The organism is Pseudoalteromonas xiamenensis (assembly GCF_017638925.1).
Taxonomy (GTDB): Bacteria; Pseudomonadota; Gammaproteobacteria; order Enterobacterales; family Alteromonadaceae; genus Pseudoalteromonas; species Pseudoalteromonas xiamenensis.
Map to the genome: position 1 here is coordinate 194,855 of NZ_CP072135.1, position 16,925 is coordinate 211,779.

General features: G+C 42.3%; 20 protein-coding genes. 8 read left to right on the plus strand and 12 right to left on the minus strand.

Features of this window, described 5'->3' with window-relative positions; all coding sequences use genetic code 11:
• Positions 1-61 precede the first annotated feature (61 nt).
• From J5O05_RS22620 to J5O05_RS18625, 5 genes are all read right to left on the minus strand, one after another.
• Positions 62-997 (minus strand): EAL domain-containing protein, encoded by a 936-nt coding sequence (locus tag J5O05_RS22620; RefSeq protein ID WP_280117714.1) that lies wholly within the window; start codon positions 995-997, stop codon positions 62-64.
• Entirely contained in the window at positions 990-1,430 is a 441-nt protein-coding gene (locus tag J5O05_RS22625) for an EAL domain-containing protein (protein WP_208845116.1), read from the minus strand. Before J5O05_RS22625 ends, J5O05_RS22620 begins: the two co-directional genes overlap by 8 nt.
• Before the next feature lie 19 nt (positions 1,431-1,449).
• Positions 1,450-3,258: a sensor domain-containing diguanylate cyclase gene (locus tag J5O05_RS22630; RefSeq protein ID WP_208845117.1), complete on the minus strand. Its 1,809-nt coding sequence runs from the start codon at positions 3,256-3,258 to the stop codon at positions 1,450-1,452.
• 139 nt (positions 3,259-3,397) lie between these two features.
• Positions 3,398-3,865: a hypothetical protein gene (locus tag J5O05_RS18620; RefSeq protein ID WP_208845118.1), complete on the minus strand. Its 468-nt coding sequence runs from the start codon at positions 3,863-3,865 to the stop codon at positions 3,398-3,400.
• 204 nt (positions 3,866-4,069) lie between these two features.
• Positions 4,070-4,411, minus strand: a complete 342-nt coding sequence (locus J5O05_RS18625; RefSeq protein WP_208845119.1) for a winged helix-turn-helix transcriptional regulator — start codon at positions 4,409-4,411, stop codon at positions 4,070-4,072.
• Between the two features lie 86 nt (positions 4,412-4,497).
• Here J5O05_RS18625 and J5O05_RS18630 point away from each other — a divergent pair, with 86 nt between their 5' ends.
• Positions 4,498-4,785: a YciI family protein gene (locus J5O05_RS18630; RefSeq protein WP_208845120.1), complete on the plus strand. Its 288-nt coding sequence runs from the start codon at positions 4,498-4,500 to the stop codon at positions 4,783-4,785.
• Positions 4,786-4,884: 99 nt separating this feature from the next.
• On the opposite strand, the gene J5O05_RS18635 is transcribed toward J5O05_RS18630, so the two are convergent.
• The 4 genes from J5O05_RS18635 to J5O05_RS18650 form a co-directional block, all read right to left on the minus strand.
• The gene (locus tag J5O05_RS18635; RefSeq protein ID WP_208845121.1) at positions 4,885-6,837 is read right to left on the minus strand and encodes a methyl-accepting chemotaxis protein; all 1,953 of its coding nucleotides are present in this window, start codon (positions 6,835-6,837) and stop codon (positions 4,885-4,887) included.
• Positions 6,838-7,118: 281 nt separating this feature from the next.
• Positions 7,119-8,429: a sigma-54-dependent transcriptional regulator gene (locus J5O05_RS18640; protein WP_208845122.1), complete on the minus strand. Its 1,311-nt coding sequence runs from the start codon at positions 8,427-8,429 to the stop codon at positions 7,119-7,121.
• A gap of 9 nt (positions 8,430-8,438) precedes the next feature.
• Positions 8,439-8,933 (minus strand): hypothetical protein, encoded by a 495-nt coding sequence (locus J5O05_RS18645; protein WP_208845123.1) that lies wholly within the window; start codon positions 8,931-8,933, stop codon positions 8,439-8,441.
• Positions 8,930-10,372: a sensor histidine kinase gene (locus tag J5O05_RS18650; RefSeq protein ID WP_208845124.1), complete on the minus strand. Its 1,443-nt coding sequence runs from the start codon at positions 10,370-10,372 to the stop codon at positions 8,930-8,932. Before J5O05_RS18650 ends, J5O05_RS18645 begins: the two co-directional genes overlap by 4 nt.
• Positions 10,373-10,661: 289 nt before the next feature.
• Between J5O05_RS18650 and J5O05_RS18655 the strand changes: the two genes are divergently transcribed.
• Genes J5O05_RS18655 through J5O05_RS18685 form a run of 7 tightly spaced genes read left to right on the plus strand, consistent with a single transcriptional unit; the run spans position 10,662 to position 12,326 of the window.
• Entirely contained in the window at positions 10,662-10,892 is a 231-nt protein-coding gene (locus J5O05_RS18655) for an EF-hand domain-containing protein (RefSeq protein WP_208845125.1), read from the plus strand.
• A gap of 58 nt (positions 10,893-10,950) precedes the next feature.
• A complete protein-coding gene (locus J5O05_RS18660) occupies positions 10,951-11,172 on the plus strand; it encodes an EF-hand domain-containing protein (RefSeq protein ID WP_208845126.1) in 222 nt (73 codons plus the stop codon).
• Between the two features lie 10 nt (positions 11,173-11,182).
• The gene (locus J5O05_RS18665; RefSeq protein WP_208845127.1) at positions 11,183-11,404 is read left to right on the plus strand and encodes an EF-hand domain-containing protein; all 222 of its coding nucleotides are present in this window, start codon (positions 11,183-11,185) and stop codon (positions 11,402-11,404) included.
• Between the two features lie 10 nt (positions 11,405-11,414).
• Positions 11,415-11,636, plus strand: coding sequence for an EF-hand domain-containing protein (locus J5O05_RS18670; protein WP_208845128.1), 222 nt, complete (start codon positions 11,415-11,417; stop codon positions 11,634-11,636).
• A 10-nt stretch (positions 11,637-11,646) separates the two neighbouring features.
• Positions 11,647-11,868 (plus strand): EF-hand domain-containing protein, encoded by a 222-nt coding sequence (locus tag J5O05_RS18675; protein WP_208845129.1) that lies wholly within the window; start codon positions 11,647-11,649, stop codon positions 11,866-11,868.
• A gap of 10 nt (positions 11,869-11,878) precedes the next feature.
• Positions 11,879-12,100 (plus strand): EF-hand domain-containing protein, encoded by a 222-nt coding sequence (locus tag J5O05_RS18680; RefSeq protein ID WP_208845130.1) that lies wholly within the window; start codon positions 11,879-11,881, stop codon positions 12,098-12,100.
• A 10-nt stretch (positions 12,101-12,110) separates the two neighbouring features.
• Positions 12,111-12,326 (plus strand): EF-hand domain-containing protein, encoded by a 216-nt coding sequence (locus tag J5O05_RS18685; RefSeq protein ID WP_208845131.1) that lies wholly within the window; start codon positions 12,111-12,113, stop codon positions 12,324-12,326.
• A 70-nt stretch (positions 12,327-12,396) separates the two neighbouring features.
• On the opposite strand, the gene J5O05_RS18690 is transcribed toward J5O05_RS18685, so the two are convergent.
• From J5O05_RS18690 to J5O05_RS18700, 3 genes are all read right to left on the minus strand, one after another.
• Positions 12,397-13,146 (minus strand): hypothetical protein, encoded by a 750-nt coding sequence (locus tag J5O05_RS18690; protein WP_208845132.1) that lies wholly within the window; start codon positions 13,144-13,146, stop codon positions 12,397-12,399.
• A 235-nt stretch (positions 13,147-13,381) separates the two neighbouring features.
• Entirely contained in the window at positions 13,382-15,070 is a 1,689-nt protein-coding gene (locus J5O05_RS18695; protein WP_208845133.1) for a hypothetical protein, read from the minus strand.
• Complete coding sequence (locus J5O05_RS18700; RefSeq protein WP_208845134.1) at positions 15,067-16,887, minus strand: hypothetical protein; 1,821 nt, start codon at positions 16,885-16,887, stop codon at positions 15,067-15,069. Before J5O05_RS18700 ends, J5O05_RS18695 begins: the two co-directional genes overlap by 4 nt.
• Between the last annotated feature and the right edge of the window lie 38 nt (positions 16,888-16,925).

Consider the following 16,925-nt stretch of genomic DNA (forward strand, 5'->3'; position numbering starts at 1 on the left):
GGTACGACATAGGTTATCCAAACGCGGGTTAAGCGCTCAATAACAGGTTGCAGGTGGTTTATTAGTCAAACTCAAACATTTTACAATTGCTTGGTAGCTCAAAGTCGACATCTCTAAAGATCACTTTTAGCATGTTCGCCACAATTTGATTGCTTTGGTGTGCCAGATCATCGCATGACTGACCGTGATTTAGGGCAAGCCTAAGTGACTCAATTTCAGATGGTATTTGTTGGTTTATTTGATGCAATCTGGGGTCTGTTGCAGAAGCAAGCGAACAAAACCAATTGATAAAGTCCATTTTTTCAAAAGGAGTCGTTCTAAGCGTGTGGTGGTTGTGCTCAATGCGAAGAGCTCGGCACTGGCCAATGTGTTCTACTACTAATAATAACGAATCTACTTCGCTTGGACTAAGTCGCCTTACTTGCGTCCAAAGTGTTGGACATTGCCATTCCTGCGTCCAGCGTAACACCTCATTTGCGGGCATTGGTTTGGCGATACCATAGCCTTGTGCTTGTTCACAGCCAAGTGCACTTAAAAACAAACCATGGAGCTCAGTTTCGACTCCTTCTGCAAGTACAGTTCGACCGAACCGCTTGCTTAAATTGATGACGCTATCCACGATGATCATTTGTTCGCTATCAAACAGCATTTGACGAACAAAACTTTGGTCAATTTTTATGGTTGTAGCAGGCAGATTCTTTAGGAATGTCATCGATGAATAACCAGTTCCAAAGTCATCTAAAGCGAATTGAATATCGTTGCTTTGAAGGTCCTCAATGAGCTGAGAAACGTTTTGAATTTCCTCAAGTGCGTTGGTTTCTAATATCTCCAGTTCGAGTTGAGCGGGGTCGACATTGGTGAAATCGCCAAGGTGCGAAAGTACCCGTTGACTGAATTCAGGATCATTGAGCTGCATACTATCAATATTGATACTCACCTTAGTGTTAAAGCCCTGCGTGTTCCATATTGTAAGTTGCTTAAGCGCTTCCTCAAGCACCCAATTGCCGAGGCTCAATTGCAAGAGGATGCATACTGATAATTGGAACAAAACTCGCCGGACTTAGCAGTCCTTTTGTTGGGTGTTGCCAGCGAATGAGCGCTTCGAATCCGATGATGTTGCCGGAACGAATCGCGACTTTCGGTTGGTAATACAGAACAAACTCGTCTTTGACTAAACCTGAGCGGATTTCGTTGATGGTATCAAATCGCAAACGCGCATCTTGGTCGTCTTCTGGATTAAAAACATAAAAACGGTTTTTGCCTGCAATTTTTGCGTGATACATGGCTTGATCAGCTTGTCGAATTAACTTTTCGGCAGACAGATCACTGTGCTGCTCAGCAAAGGTCACGCCAATGCTTGCGGTCAGTGTGATAGGGTGACCTTCAATCGAAAATAAGTCCGCAGCCGCGTAAAGAAGTCGCTCAAGCACCGCCACGCACAAATGCGGATCAGTGAGCCTCCGTTAAAACGACAATAAATTCATCGCCGCCGATGCGCGAAAGAATGTCATGGTCACGTAAAATCGTTTTAAATCGTGCGGCCGCTTCAATTAACACCAAATCACCGATGTGGTTGCCTTTTGTATCGTTGATTTCTCTAAACGAATCTAAATCAATTACAACCACTGCGCATGCCTTGTGTGAGTGCTTCATCTTTAGCAACTCTTGGCGTAATTGGGTGAGCAACAGCGCACGGTTCGGCAATCCGGTTAACACATCATATTGGGCAACAAACTCCAGTTGCTTTTCCTGCTCTTTCAAGGTCGAAATATCTGAAAAAACGCCAATATAGTGAGAGACATTTCCTTTACTATCTTTTACTGCACTGATGTTAAGAAATTCAGCGTATACTTCACCACTTGAGCGGCGATTCCAAATCTCGCCAGACCAACGGCCTTGTTGCACTAGGTTGCGCCACATCGTTTCATAAAAATGTTCGGATTGTTTTCCTGAGCCGAGGAGGCGTGCATTTTGACCTATTGCATCTTCGCGAAGGTAACCTGTGATACGACTAAATGATTCATTTATTTCGACGATGGTACCTTCAGCATCTGTGATCATAATGCCTTCCATTGCAGTGCGAAACACCGATGCTGCGAGTTTTAGTTTGTTTTCGCTTTGGTGACGGTCTGTGATGTCATGTGCAATTCCGAGCACACCAATGACTTGGCCCTTATCTGTTTTTAGCGGGACTTTGGTTGTTTCGACCAGTTCCTGATGCCCATCTGATTTAAAGGTCAGCCACTCTTCATTTCTTACAGGTTTATCAGCTTTGAGTGCGAGCTGGTCGTAATGTCGAAATAGCTCTGAGAGTTCCTCATCGACAAAATCAATATCGCGGTTACCGATGATGAGATTTTCCTCACTACCATAGAGTGATTCAAAGCGTTTGTTGCAACCGATATAGACACCTTCTGGGTCTTTTAGCCAGATCAAGTCAGGGATATTTGCGAGAACAGATTTTAGAAATGTGCTTTCGGTTTCGAGTTGTTTTTCAAGCGTCTTGTGCTTATTGATGTCGGTATTAAGACCAATCAGACGCTTTGCTTTATTATCGGGTAGCCACTCGATAACTTTGCCAAGAGCTTGTGTCCATTTCCAATTACCATTGCTTGCTCGTTGTCGATACTCAACTCGAAATTCATTTTTTTCTCCTTGAATATAGCGACGAAACGCCGAGAAGATCGGTTTCCTATCGGCGGGATGGATAAGTTGGTGCCACGAACGTAAGGATTTAGAAAATGACTTTGGATTGTATCCAAGCATTAAGGCATGTTCATCACTTACTTGTATCGTCCCAGAGGGAAGATCTAAATCGAACCAAGCTTGCTTTGCTACGGAAAAGGCGAGTCTTAATCGAGCTTCTTGCTCTTCTAGTGCTTTAGCGGCCAGATATCTATCGGTGATGTCTTGAAAGGTGGCGACAACCAATCCTGATTGGCTTGGGTCAGAAGCAGTAAAATGAATATCAGCAATAAATACACTGCCATCTTTACGCCTCACTTTAATGGCGCTTACACGGTCTAAACTGCCATCAACCATCTGTTGAAAAGTTTCAATAACGCGTGGAAGTTCATCGAGCGGATGTAAATCCATAGGGGTCATCGCTTGAATTTCCTCAAGACGATAATTGACCATCGTGAGAAAGTTGGCGTTGGCATAAACGAGTTTTTTGGTCTCGATTTCTGCCGCGACAACACCAACCGGTAATCCTTCGAAAATGTGATTTAGTAAATGCTGAGACAGAACTTCTGGCACTAAACAACCTGTTCTTGAACGATTAATAAACTAAAGATGGAATTTTTACGTTCAAGTGTCAATTCATTTGCACAATAAATAGACTAAAGTTGCGTGAGGCACAAACTCATTGCAATCAGGTTCACAAAACAATAGGTATTTAAAAAGCCGAGAGTAAAGCAATGAAGCTTTGTTTTGCTCCTTGCTTTACTCTCTCAATCCAATTGGATCCAAGGGGAGAGGTTAAAACCGAGGATGACTCCACATGTGCGTTCGTAATTGCAACCGAAAAGCTGTTGCTGTTTTTGATAGCAGTGTGTTTGCCATATAAATTAAGTTGTAAAACGTAATCACCATCACGACCTTTGCCAGATAGCGAATCATTAAATTTTCTCAATGTCAGATGATGCTCTGTCAACGTTAACTGAGTTGTAAAATTACTGTTACGAGCGTCTATAGCGGTTGCGGACAGTAAAATAATGTCGCCTACACACGCATCTTCCGGCAAATCACAACTAATTGCGATTTTTCCATCTTCCACCGTTAGCTGAGGCGGATAAATTGGTGTGTAATCAAAGTTAATAGCAGCACACGCACTTTGACGTTTTTGAGCTGGAATGTCTGCCATTATGCCATCAAACAACATTATCTAAGACCGAATAGAGTAACTAGGGTGCGTATAATGCATTGAGTATATGACAAAAATATGACAAGTTGAGGTTGAATTTCATTCAACTAGAATAAAAATTCTAACACCGGATTTAAGTCGGTATGTTATCGGTGCAATAGATTTATTCCTAAACAACTCTCGATGTTTTAATTGACGACATTGTCACTCACTGGAATTCACACTTAACTCGGTCTCCCATTCTTGCGACCAGTTGCGAAGTGGGTCTAACGTGTTCATTAGCGATTGTCCGAGTTGGGTCAACTCATATCCATTTGACGAGGAAACAACGAGTTTTGCTTCCATCAATTGTTTCATGCGGTTGTTTAATACAGACGGAGACATTCCATCGCATGTTTGCTGAATGGCTCTAAAGCTCAAATTTTGTCTGCGTAATTCCCACATGATACGCATATTCCATTTTCTGCCAAGAAGGTCGAACACGGCCATTATTGCGACGCCAGAATTTGAACCTCGAACAGATTTTTTAGGTACAGGAGTTGTCATAAATATTGCGCTACTGAAAAAGAAGCGGTAAATTGCTACTAAATAAGTAGCAATTTATACCAATCTTTTTAAAAAGCGAGATCTTTATGTTTTTTGTTGATATGACTTTTACTGACGTTGAACAAATCACACCGGAACTGACAGAGCGCCACCGTGCATACTTGGGTAAGCAGTACGAATCCGGGAAATTGATGTTTGGAGGCCGCAAAGTCCCCCGTTCTGGCGGTATTTTAATTTCTCAGCATGAGAGCAAAGAGGATCTAACTGAAATATTAAACGCAGACCCTTTTATTCAAAGTGGTTTAGTCACTTACACAATTACTGAGTTTGTGCCGGTGATGGCGTCTCAAGCCTATGAGCACTTAGTTGCTTAAAGCAATTTGGAAGTATGGAAAGTAACATCAAACAGAGTGTCTCGAACAGTAGATTGTTAAAGTACTATAGAACAAAAAGGGCCAAGTAGGCCCCCTTAGTTAATCGACTTTAAATCGTCCAACGAGCGTATCAAGCGAATCTGCTAATTTAACAAGTTGGTCTGCGCCTTTAGATAGAGCATCTGTTGCGCCACTCACTTGTTGAACGGAATCGCTGACACCTTGGATCTGCTGATGCGTTAAGCTCGCGACGTTTCCTTGTTGTTCTGCTTCGGCACTGATGTTGCTGATAATACGTTTCACTGAAGAAACCGAGCGTGCAATTTCGTCAAACGCTTGGTGAGCTTGCTCTGACTCACTAATTGCCTGCTTTGATTCCCCAACGCTTTCAGTCATTTGTTTTGACACACTGCGTGTTTGTTCAATGAGCTTCGTAAGCACTTGCTCAATTTCTTGAGTTGCATCATGAGAACGTTGCGCCAAAGTTCGTACTTCATCTGCTACGACCGCAAAACCTCTGCCTTGTTCGCCAGCGCGCGCAGCTTCAATTGCGGCGTTTAATGCCAGCAAATTAGTTTGTTCAGCAATTGCACGAATAACGCCAAGAATGTTCGTAATGTTATTACTTTGGCTTTCTAGTTGACTCATTGACTGTGCGGAAGCACTTAACGACTCATTTAATTTTGCTACTTGTGAGACGGTGCTGGTAATGAGTTTGTTACCTGTCGTTGCCTGTAAGTCTGTATTTTCAATTTCAGTCAGCGCATCTTGGCAGTTATGGCTCACATTTTGTGCCATATCTTCTACAGATTGAGTGGTGTTTGCAGCTTGTCGTGCAATTACCGATTGATGCTTCCCTTGATCTCGAATATCAGTGATCCGCGAAAGTGAACCTTGAGCTTCTTTGTTGAGTGTTGAAGCATTGTTTTTAATATCTTTTACAAGGCTGTTTATGGAATCTAAAAATTGGTTAAACCACGCGGCAAGTTCACTAATTTCATCCCGACCAATAACTTGTAGACGCTTTGATAAATTGCCTTCACCTTGAGCGATTTCACGTAAACCTTCCGAGACCATTTCAATAGGATGAACAATTTTATTTGCCATTAGAACCGCGATAAAGCTAAACAAAACCAGCATTACCACAGCGATTCCACCGATGCTTGCTGACATACTGTAAGCGGATTCTAAAACTTCATCGGTTTCAATTACCGCGATAAATTGCCAATCCAGAGCATCTGAATGATAGACTTCGGCATCGAGGTCTTTTTTACCTTCTGTCACGACAAAACTTGCTTTACCCTTATTCGCTTTAAATGCTGCGTAAAGTGGCGAGTTTAACTCGTTTATGTGCTTGAAATTATTTGCTTTATTTCTAGGATCTGCGAGTACTGTGCCATCGCCAGAAAGTAAAATTAAATAACCCGTTTGACCAAATCGAATGTTTGAAACGATGTCAGTAAGTGTACCTAAGGTAACGTCCAATGATTGGACACCAATGAACTGTCCACCGTTATTAATCGCAGTAGCAACCGAGACCATCGCTTGTCCAGTGACCCCCTGATAAGGAGATGTGACGACGACTTCATTTGGTTTGTTTTTAACAGCTTGATACCAAGGTCGTTTTCGAGGGTCATAATTACCCAGTGGTTCTGCGGGAAACTGGAGAAAGCCACCTTGTTCTGTGCCTAAATACACAAACAGCAGTTCTTTATGTGTTTCACCAAAGGATTGATAAAGTTTAAATATTTCAGCTTCCTGTGGACTGTCGTTTAACGGTGCCATTTCTTTTTCTGGGCCGAAATATTGTTGTGTGCTAGGAGGTGCCGCCAGTACTGCTTTGCTTCTTGCGAGAAAACGCGCGTTATTTTTCATCTGTTCGAAGAATAAGATGAAAGTATTTTCTACTTGGCGAATTTCACTTTGTGAAGTTTCGTAGAAACGTTCTAAAGACTCTCGTTTTGTTTGAGAAATACTCACAATAGAAATGGCCAAAATCGGCACGATAACAGTCATTACAAAGCCTAAAATCAGCTTTTGTCTCATTCTCATTGGGTCACTCCTCATCCAATCGTGCTAAAAAGTATAACTCAAAATTTACAAATGTTTATTTAAATTACAGCGATTTACTCGTTATTGTTGAGTTTTTTCTATGCACCATTTTGGATAGATTTAAGGCGTATTTCTCATGTTTGAGATGTCTTGTCGCGGGTTGAGGAGTTTAAGTAGAATGGAATCGAGTGGACCTAGGAACGAGTTTATCTGTGATGAAGCGCAACAGCGCATCGAAAATGGTCAAATACGTTTTCGATACGCTGTTCGGCAATCGAGACTCAACTAGGCGCAATATTGTGTTTTTTTAGTAACTTATAGAAGTCTGAACGATTGCGTTTAGCGACTACCGCAGCTTGTGCAACATTACCTTGGCAAAGCGCCAGCACTTTTTGCAAATAGTCGTATTCAAATTGCGCTTTTGCTTCATTCAGTCCTTGCATCATCGCGGTAGTGTTGACTGGTAATGCGGACTCAACGGTCGAATCGGTGATCAATTTACTGGGCGTAAGGACAGCGCAATGTTCAACCACATTGTGGAGTTGACGTATGTTTCCGGGCCAATCGTAATTTAGTAAGCGAGTCATCGCTTCTGGACTAAAAGATTTATCTCCAAAAGAAGTTAAAAAGTGATTCGCCAATAATGGAATATCTTCAGGGCGTTCTTTTAAACTCGGCAGGGTTACGGAAATCACGTTAAGTCGATAGTATAAATCTTCTCTGAACAGGCCATTTTGAACCGCATCCCATAGATTTTTGTGACTGGCGGATAGGACTCGGACATTTACATCGTATTCTTGCTGTCCGCCGATTGGACGTACTTTACGTTCTTGTAAAACACGAAGCAGCTTAACTTGAAGCTCTAAAGGCATGTCCGCAATTTCATCTAAAAAAAGTGTGCCGTTGTCCGCCGCTTGTACAAGCCCTATTTTATCTTTAGTTGCGCCGGTGAAAGCGCCTTTGAAATGCCCGAATAACTCGGATTCTAAAAGATTCGCCGGTACTGCTCCACAGTTTATGGCAACAAATGGTCCACTTGCTACTTCACTTGCTGAGTGGATTGCCTTTGCGGTGACTTCTTTACCCGTGCCACTTTCTCCTTGGATCATGATATTGGCTTTACTGCGTGCGATTGCTTCAAGTTTATGCACAAGTGTATGCATTGCATCACTTTCATAATAAAGGCCAAAAAATTGCCCTGGTTGAGATGCGCTTTCTGAACTAGGCCGTGCTTTTAGCACTGTGTTTAGAAGATCCTGCAAAGCCGAAATATCGACGGGCTTGGTTAAAAAGCCAGCAATGCCTTGCTCTGTAGCTGCGATTGCATCAGGGATTGAACCATGCGCTGTCATCATAATGACCGGGAGTGCACTGAATCGTTTCTTAATTTCTTGAAACAACGCCATTCCATCCATGTGCTCCATTCTCAAGTCGGTCAGTACGACGTCGATACGCTGCTTTTGTAAAATGGACAGGGCTAAGGTTGCGCGGTGCGCGACGAATACTTGATACCCTAAGCTTTCAAGACGAATGGACATCAGCTCACTGAAATGTAAGTCGTCATCAACTAAAAGTAAATTTGAAACAGTCATTGTCGGCTCCTAATGAGATGATTGGAGATTTGTTTCTAGGCGTTTTCTTTCTAAATCCGCTAACTGTTGTTTAAGCTGCGTTAGTCGTTCCGCTTGCAATGCGAGTTCTTCAGAAAGTGCTTTTCGCTCATTTTTTTCTTTTGTAAGTGCAGTTTGTGCACTCACAATTTTACTTTCTTGACCTTTAAGTAACTGGAAATATTGTGTGTATGCATGGGGCCAAGCCTGTGCTTTGCTTATTTTGTTCAGTTGCTCAATTCGGACGTGCACATTTTTTTGATTGCAATACGCTTCGAAGAAAAGCTGTAATTGTTTTTGCGCGCGGTAATGTTGGTCAAAAGAAACAGCATCATGGTGACACGAAGCGATATGCCAACTGACGAGTGATTCCATAGGTGCAAAGGATTTTCGCGTTTGCAGTTCTGGTTGAGGTGTTACGTGTTCTTGCAACAGCGCGCAGCCGTTAAGCCAAACAACGACTAGAATTAGCATGAAAGGTTTCATTGTTGTGGCTCCTGTAGCGGGAAAGCAATTTGAATGTGTCCACCTGATTTGGGGTAAATTTTTAGGGTTCCAGCGAGTGTTTTCGAGCATTCATTGGCAATCGTAAGTCCGAGACCGTGATGGAATTCGTTATTTTCAACCTGTTTTTCGAGATTCTTCGGACCACTGTAAAATGGCTCTAGAGCGCGTGTTGCGCTGACAGGTGTGAAGCCAACGCCATCATCAATAACATCAATAATACAAATTTGATGTTCCACCTTTACTTTCACCCAGACGGTTTGGTTTGCGTAGCGAATAGCGTTACTAATCATTTGGATTAGCGCGAGTTTGCAGGGCAAGTAAGGTAGTTGGATACCACGTTCGAGTGTTTGCCAATCGATATCGATTGAATAAGATTGCTGTCTATCATGGAAATAAGCACTCAATTCAGTTTGTAAGCTTTTCCAATCGGTTGTTTGGTTGGTTTGTCCAAGTTTCGTTGCGCCGCTGTAGCGCAACAGATCCTCTATTAAAGACTGTAGTTGCTGCGAGCTTCTTACCATAATTTCTAGCACGCGTAATTGCTGGACTGAAATTGGACCTAATACTTGCTCTTGAAGCAGGGACGTGCCTTCAACAATTGAAGCCAGCGGAGTTTTTAGTTCATGACTAACATGACGTAGGAAGGTGTCCTTTTCTTCGTGTTGATTCTTTAATGCTATACGCAACCAATCTAACTTCTCACCTAATTGCTGCAACTCTGCGCTGCCTGAGAGAGAAATGGGAAGGTCCCATTTTCCAAGACCCAGCTGATTTGTCGCGTTTTCGAGTGCGTAGATTTTGTTTCGTATACGAATAATGAGAAACAAACTGGTCGCGATAAGTAACGGCACTAATAAGGCAAGTCCAACGAAAAAAATGGACTGTCGTAGCTGAAATTGCTCATTTGCGCTATCCAGCTGATGTTCAATCCAATGCTTTAAGGACTCAGAGAGACTGTGATAATTTGCCCACAATTCATTGAACGAAGCATCTTTCGGTTGGACAAAATTCAATTTCGTTATGAACTGTTGCAAATCGGCGACAAACGCGGATTCGTCACTAAAATTTTTTAATCCATTGGCAATATTTTTTACATCGGTCCACCTAAAATTGATGGCATCCTCAAGTTTTTTGTCTTGTAACAGCTGATTATTCTGATGTGCTTCTTGTAGCGTTTTTAAGGTGTCCGAAAGCAGCGTTAACTCTTTATCAACCTGCTGATTTAATTTGTAAAATTTATTAATTTCGGATGACGATTGCTGCAGCGAAAACGAGAACCACAAAGTAAGAACAAGCAGAGGTATGGTCGTAGTTAGAATTGCAAAAACAGCCTGATGCACAAAAGAGCGCGAAAAAAGCGCCTTCTTTTGCTCTGACTTCGGTGAGGCCTGTTTAGCGATTAACCGAAATTTGTTCATGATTTCCATCCAGTTCACCTATGTGTTGCAAAATGGCGACAATCCATCCTGTTGAAAAGTAAAGAAAAAGTATTTTAACGTACTTAAGCTTGTTGCTATTTGGCAACACTGAGACTTAATCAAATCTGAATAGAAAATATCTTTTTCACTTAATCTGTTGATATATAAATGTTTTTAAATTCTGGCACCGAAATTGACTTAGTTACTGTGAATCGAACGAAGCCACACTCGATGAGATGAGTTGAAATTATCACACAGTGTTGGCTGACAATCTAAAAGGAAAGTGACTATGAACAATCGTGTTAAATCAATTTTACTAGTATCTGGTATGACAATTCTTGGTGCGAGCAACGTAGCACTTGCAGAATCAACTTTTTCTCAATACGACGCAGATGGCAACGGTGCAATCAGCCTAGGTGAATCAAAAGTAAATCCGGCATTGATGGCGCAATTTAAAGATCTTGATGCGGATAACAGTGGCGATTTAAGCGAAAGCGAATTCGCTAATTTCAAAGGCTAAGGCTTCTTGTCTGGAACGACTACGTTGAACATGGATGTTCTTTTTAATGGAGAAAGAGATGAAAATTTCAAATATCGCCGCTTTAACATCGGCACTATTAGTGAGCGCAGTTGCATTAGCTTCAGAAGTAGACTTTCAGTCACTAGATAAAGATGCAAATGGCATGTTGTCAACGACAGAAGCCGGTGAAAACCCTACTTTGGCAGCACAGTTTAAAATTTTAGATGTGGACCAAGATGGTCAACTATCTGAAAGCGAATTTGCGAACTTTGGTAAATAAGGAGATGAAAATGAAAATTTCAAATTTAGCCGTGTTGGCAACCGCATTAATGGTAAGCACAGTAGCTACAGCGTCAGAAGCAGACTTTCAGTCTGTGGATAAAGATGGCGACGGCATGATTTCGATGGCTGAGGCGAGTCATTTACCAACACTTGCAGCGGAATTCAAAAATCTAGATGCAGACCAAGATGGTCAATTAACCGAAAGTGAATTTGCCAACTTCGGCAAGTAAGGAGAGCACCATGAAGATTTCAAATATGGCCGTATTTGCAGCCGCGCTGATGGCAAGTGCCGCAGCAACCGCATCGGAAGCAAACTTTAGTTCATTGGACAAGGATGGCAATGGTCTGATCTCAACATCAGAAGCAAGCCAACTCCCAATGCTGGCGGAAGAATTTAAAAATCTAGACACAGACCAAGATGGTCAACTAAGCGAAAGTGAATTTGCCAACTTCGGCAAGTAAGGAGAGCACCATGAAGATTTCAAATATGGCCGTATTGGCAGCCGCGCTGATGGCAAGTGCCGCAGCAACCGCATCGGAAGCAAACTTTAGTTCACTGGACAAGGATGGCAATGGTCTGATCTCAACATCAGAAGCAAGCCAACTTCCAATGCTGGCGGAAGAATTTAAAAATCTAGACACAGACCAAGATGGTCAACTAAGCGAAAGTGAATTTGCCAACTTTGGTAAATAAGGAGGCCACCATGAAGATTTCAAATATGGCCGTATTGGCAGCCGCGCTGATGGCAAGTGCCGCAGCAAGCGCAGCATCCGTGGACTTTCAATCAGTAGATACGGACGGCAATGGCGTAATTTCAGCATCTGAAGCTGGTCAAATCCCAATGACAGCAGAGGAATTTAAAACTCTAGACCGAGATCAAGATGGTCAACTAACTGAAAGTGAATTTGCCAATTTTGGTAAATAAGGAGAAAGTGATGAATACTCTAGCAAAAACAGCAGTGATTTTATCAACGTTAGTTAGTGCACAAGCATTCGCGGTTAGCTTTTCAGATTACGATTTAGATCAAGATGGCTATATCACGCAAAGTGAAGCGAAAGTGTCAGATACGCTAACACAAATCTTTGACCGTCTTGATGTGGACCGTGATGGTAAACTGTCGATGGAAGAGTTCAAAGACATTGAATCATAAGCCCCAATTTATAGTCTCCCGCAACGCTCCGATAAACTCATCGGAGCGTTTTTATTTGTATTGAGAGGACTTAAAAATAAACTTTAATGTTCTCTACTGTTCGGACTTGCTCCGCAGAAACTCGACTGCCTGACTTATATTTGCTGTCAATGATCCCTTCATTACGGCGGCGCAGTGAGAGGGTCACTTCACATGGTTTGCCTCGATTAATTTGCTCATCTTTTAGTCCTTCAAATTGGTCAAATGAAAATTGGTAGTTTCCATTGTCTACGATGGCGCTAACCGATGCACTGGTCGAGTATGAACCACCATCTTTCGCCGAACATGATGCAGAGTAACTGAAGTCAATGCTTTTACCCGAACTTAATCCTTGCCAGCTAATAAACAATGAGTCTTTGAGATTGAATGATTGGCTTTTTTGCGGTGCAAAAATCGTAAATGATTCTGGTAGTTGAACTGTAGATATTAATTTCTGAGCGCTTTTTTGACGTTCAAACACGATACTGTACGAGGCATTGCTCTTGGTTTCGTCAAAGTATGCTTGATAATCGACATCGAAAAAATCAATATCTTCTACCAGTTCTTTCGTAACGCCACTGGCGGTAGCATAGAGTTTATCGCCATCGGTAAGTTTTAGATTGTTGCCATTGCTGCCATCAACATTGAGTTCAGCGACTAAACGAGCGCGATTACCGTCCGATGTTACTTTGAATTCACCCCAAATTGCTTCGGTTGCAACGTTTTTGGAATCTGTCGTTTCTGTAGAACAGCCTGACAGCAATGATAGCGCCGGGGCTGCAACGAGTACCCATTTGTTCATTTTTCAAATCCTTATAAATATTGCCCGTGTAGAGAAGGTTGGCTGGCTACCTGACCTCAGTTTTTCAAGTGTTGCAATCAAAAAAGGTTTTATGAACAACACCTTATCGATATTTCATTATGCTACTTGAATGCCTAGGCGTGCAAACCAACTGAAAATTAGGTCAAATCTATCATGAACTCAATATAAGAACTGTTAAAATGTGTATCAATTATCGATACGCAGCAAACGCCACTCAAAGTTTCGAGCGTTCTAAAGTGTTTACGATCAGTTGCATTGTACGTCGATCACTCTGTTTTGTTATTTGCTGTTTTAAGGAATCTCTAGCCGTTTCGGAAAGCGCAGATTGTTTAGCCAATGCAGCAATCGCGGCCTGCTTGGTGATTTCTGAATCGCTTTCGACGTATTGGACAACTTTATTTTGCGTTTCGTTACTAAGCTGATAGTCGCCAACTGCTTTAAGCAAACTCGTGACAGTTTGTTTTGGCACTTCATGGTTCAACATATCAACAAGAACAATTTTGGCCTCTGGTTTGTTTAAGCGCCCAAGTGCTTTTATCGCGACATTTTGGGTCGGCGAACGCATTTCCTGTGCGTATTTTTTAAGTATGCCCAAATGCTGCACGTCATTGGTATTGCCGAGCGCGCCAATCGCGGCCTTTTTCCGGTCAAGACTGTTTGATTCTGTTGCAACGATTGCAAGTGCGTCGTGCAACTGTTGAATCCGCTTTGTTTTTCCTCTGTGCCTTACTATGCTGCCGACAGTGAGATAAAAGTTATTTTGCAGCTCCACTTCAGATGTTTCAAGACCGTTTTGCAGCGCATTGGTCAGCGAGTCAACGGTTTGATCAGAAAGAGCGGCATCACCATAGGCTAAGGCTCTTAGAGAACGAAATTGGATTTCAGGTCGGCTTGAATAGCTCATCAGAACATTAACAAGCAAATACTGACTGTTTGCACTGTCTAAATTGCCGAGTGCATGCAAAAGTCTCGATTGTGCTGCATCGGACAAATACTCCTTACCAAAAATTGGCAAGAGATCCTGCAATACTGGATCCAGCGGGCGTAAACGCATTGCCAGCGAGTGTGCATCAATATTGCTTAAGTCACTTCGTATTAATTCAAACAGGGTTTGTTTGAGCTTTTTCAAATCTTGGGCGGTTAACGCCGTCTCTACAACCTGCCATTCGTCTAATTTGTTGCTCATCGAAAACAGCGGGCTTGTTTGTAATGACGACTTGGTTAACTGATAAGATTGATGCGTATTTAGGCTAATAGCCCCACTACTGGTGAAAGTTTCAAGTGTATCTCGCCCTGATTTTTCTTCAAACCAACAATGGTCAGGTTGAAATTGATGCTTGGAATCCAAAACATTGACTTGTTGAGTTGAAGGGCTAAGCAACTTTATGTATTTCTGTTTTTGGTACGAAATACGGGAGTCGTCTGTACGGTATGTGACTTGGTAAGTACCAGTTGTATCTGATTCAAATTCAGGGAAAGGAGCGTCTTTCAATTTTGGAACCTGAAAATAGTACGCCAGCCCTTTAAGCATCATTTGCTGTTGAGAAGGTAGCGTGTTCGGGAACCAAAATTGCTCAATTTGTCCACTTGCTGATTGTTTAAACGCAAATGGGATTTGATAGATGGGAAGCGGAGTTTCCGTTGTGGCCTGCACGCTTCTTACGTTACTTGCGAGTAGCCCCCACCAATTATTTTCCCCGTCGACTTGCACTTGTTTAAGCGCGATACTCGCTTCCATTTTCAAACTGCTTGGAGAACTGGCTGATTTGCCGGCCATTGAAAACGAAGAAATAGTGGTGACAGTCAAGTCATACTGACGTTCGCAGTAAGCGTTAGCATCCATTGTCGATGCAATGAATGACAGCGCTAAAAGGTTGGTTAAATAAGCAGAGTTCCTCATCATAGATTTACACTGCCTTCTTTACTGTATAGTGTCCAAGATTTTTGGAACACACTGTCAGTCTGGTACAGCCAAAGATCATAACGAGTCGTCTTTGAACCGCAGGGATATGGAATACCCCATTTTTTGCACCACTTAATCCCTTTCGTTTCTGCGTAGAGTCCAAATTTGCCTGAAATTACATCCATGTCGTCTGTGAGTTCTAAGGCATAATAAATATGTGGAGTTGCATTGTCGGTAGAGACAAGCGAGAAACCGGCAGATGAGTCGAGGCTGAAAACGTTGTCTATCAAATTGAATTCAGCTTCAACGCCCGCGGACGCCACGGCGAGATCAACTCCACCGCGGCCAAACGCACCAAAATCAACCGAGAACAAGTCGCCATTTGCGTATAACTCTGCGTTGTATCCAACGGTCAATTCAAATCCCAAACTGCCATCGACGCCCGCTTCAACTGACATAGGGATAGGGCCGATGGTGAAATTGGCTTTCGCTAGCACCTTTTCCTCTTCCCATGACTTGGTCCATGACTTTTCAAATTTAGACGTATAGCTTTCATCTTCAAACACGACGTTATTGAAAATGGTCATCTCTGAAGAATAGCCAGTATTAAGTCCAGAAACATACGCGCTTCCATCATAGGAAATGCCAAACAACGTATTTTGAGCATTGAAAAAATAGGCTTCGACATTTCCTTCCGCCGTAATTCGTGCTCCAGGGTCGCCTGCGGGTACTATCAATAGTTGGCCTGATAAGTCGACACCGATACTAAATTTAGATTGGTCGCCGTAAGATTTGTCGTAAGACTGAGCTAGTTTGATATTCGCTAATCGATTTTGAGTACCAACATTTGCGGTGTGGCCTTCAAAGAAGTAAAGCGGGATCGACTGCTCGATAACATTATTGTCACTGTTTAAATCACCATCGCCATTGCTATCTGTGAGTGTGAATCGAAAGGCGAGTTCCGCCCCATTTTGACCACTGAACGTTTGGTAAAGGGCCTGACTAAGTTCGTCATTAAAGGCAATGTCAAAACCGATGTGTTGATCTGAAAGAACCGTTTTAAAACTGTATGAAAGCTGCTCTAGGTATTGAGTTTCTTCCGCTGACCAAAAGTGAAGTGGGCGCCACGCGCCATTTACGTCAACTTCTGCTTTTACAGTGACTTTGTCGAGAGCAGAACCAGAATAGTCAGCAACGAGATAGCCAATTAAATCGGCATGGTGGAATTGGTTTCCATTATCAACATGAGGAGCATCTAGTATCAGTGCGGACTGACCAAACTTCAGTGTTTTTAATTCATAATCGTGGGTACTTTGAATTTCGACCTCAATATCCGCGTGAGGATACTGTCCGTTTGCATAGGAGGCGTTTGTTGTTGATGGTGCATTGTCATTCTCGATGTCTTCGATGACCATATTGTCAGGATCAACATGCGCAATAATTTGATATTGGCCGCCTTTTAGATTGTCTGGAAGCGTTGCTTGTACAGACAGCGCGTGTCGGCCTTCTTTTAACTGAGATAAAGAAACAATGGCTAATTGATGCACGTCTTCAATTGTTTGTTCCTGGCTATTTTGTGTATCCACCAATTCATTATTGTGAATAAGATAAAAGTGTACATCGACGTCAATGTCACTAAGTCCTGCAACATCTAAATCGTAAAAAAGCTCAAAGGTCTCATTTTGTTCTAGATTGGCGACAGGCCCTGTGTTGATATTGGCAATAGATAAGTTACGCGGAGGATCATTTTCAGAAAATTGACATGCGCTTAACAACATCAAAAGAAGAGATAGGCTAATTGCTCGAATTTGATTCATGATTTTACATCCGTGTGAAAAACACTTATACCAACTTT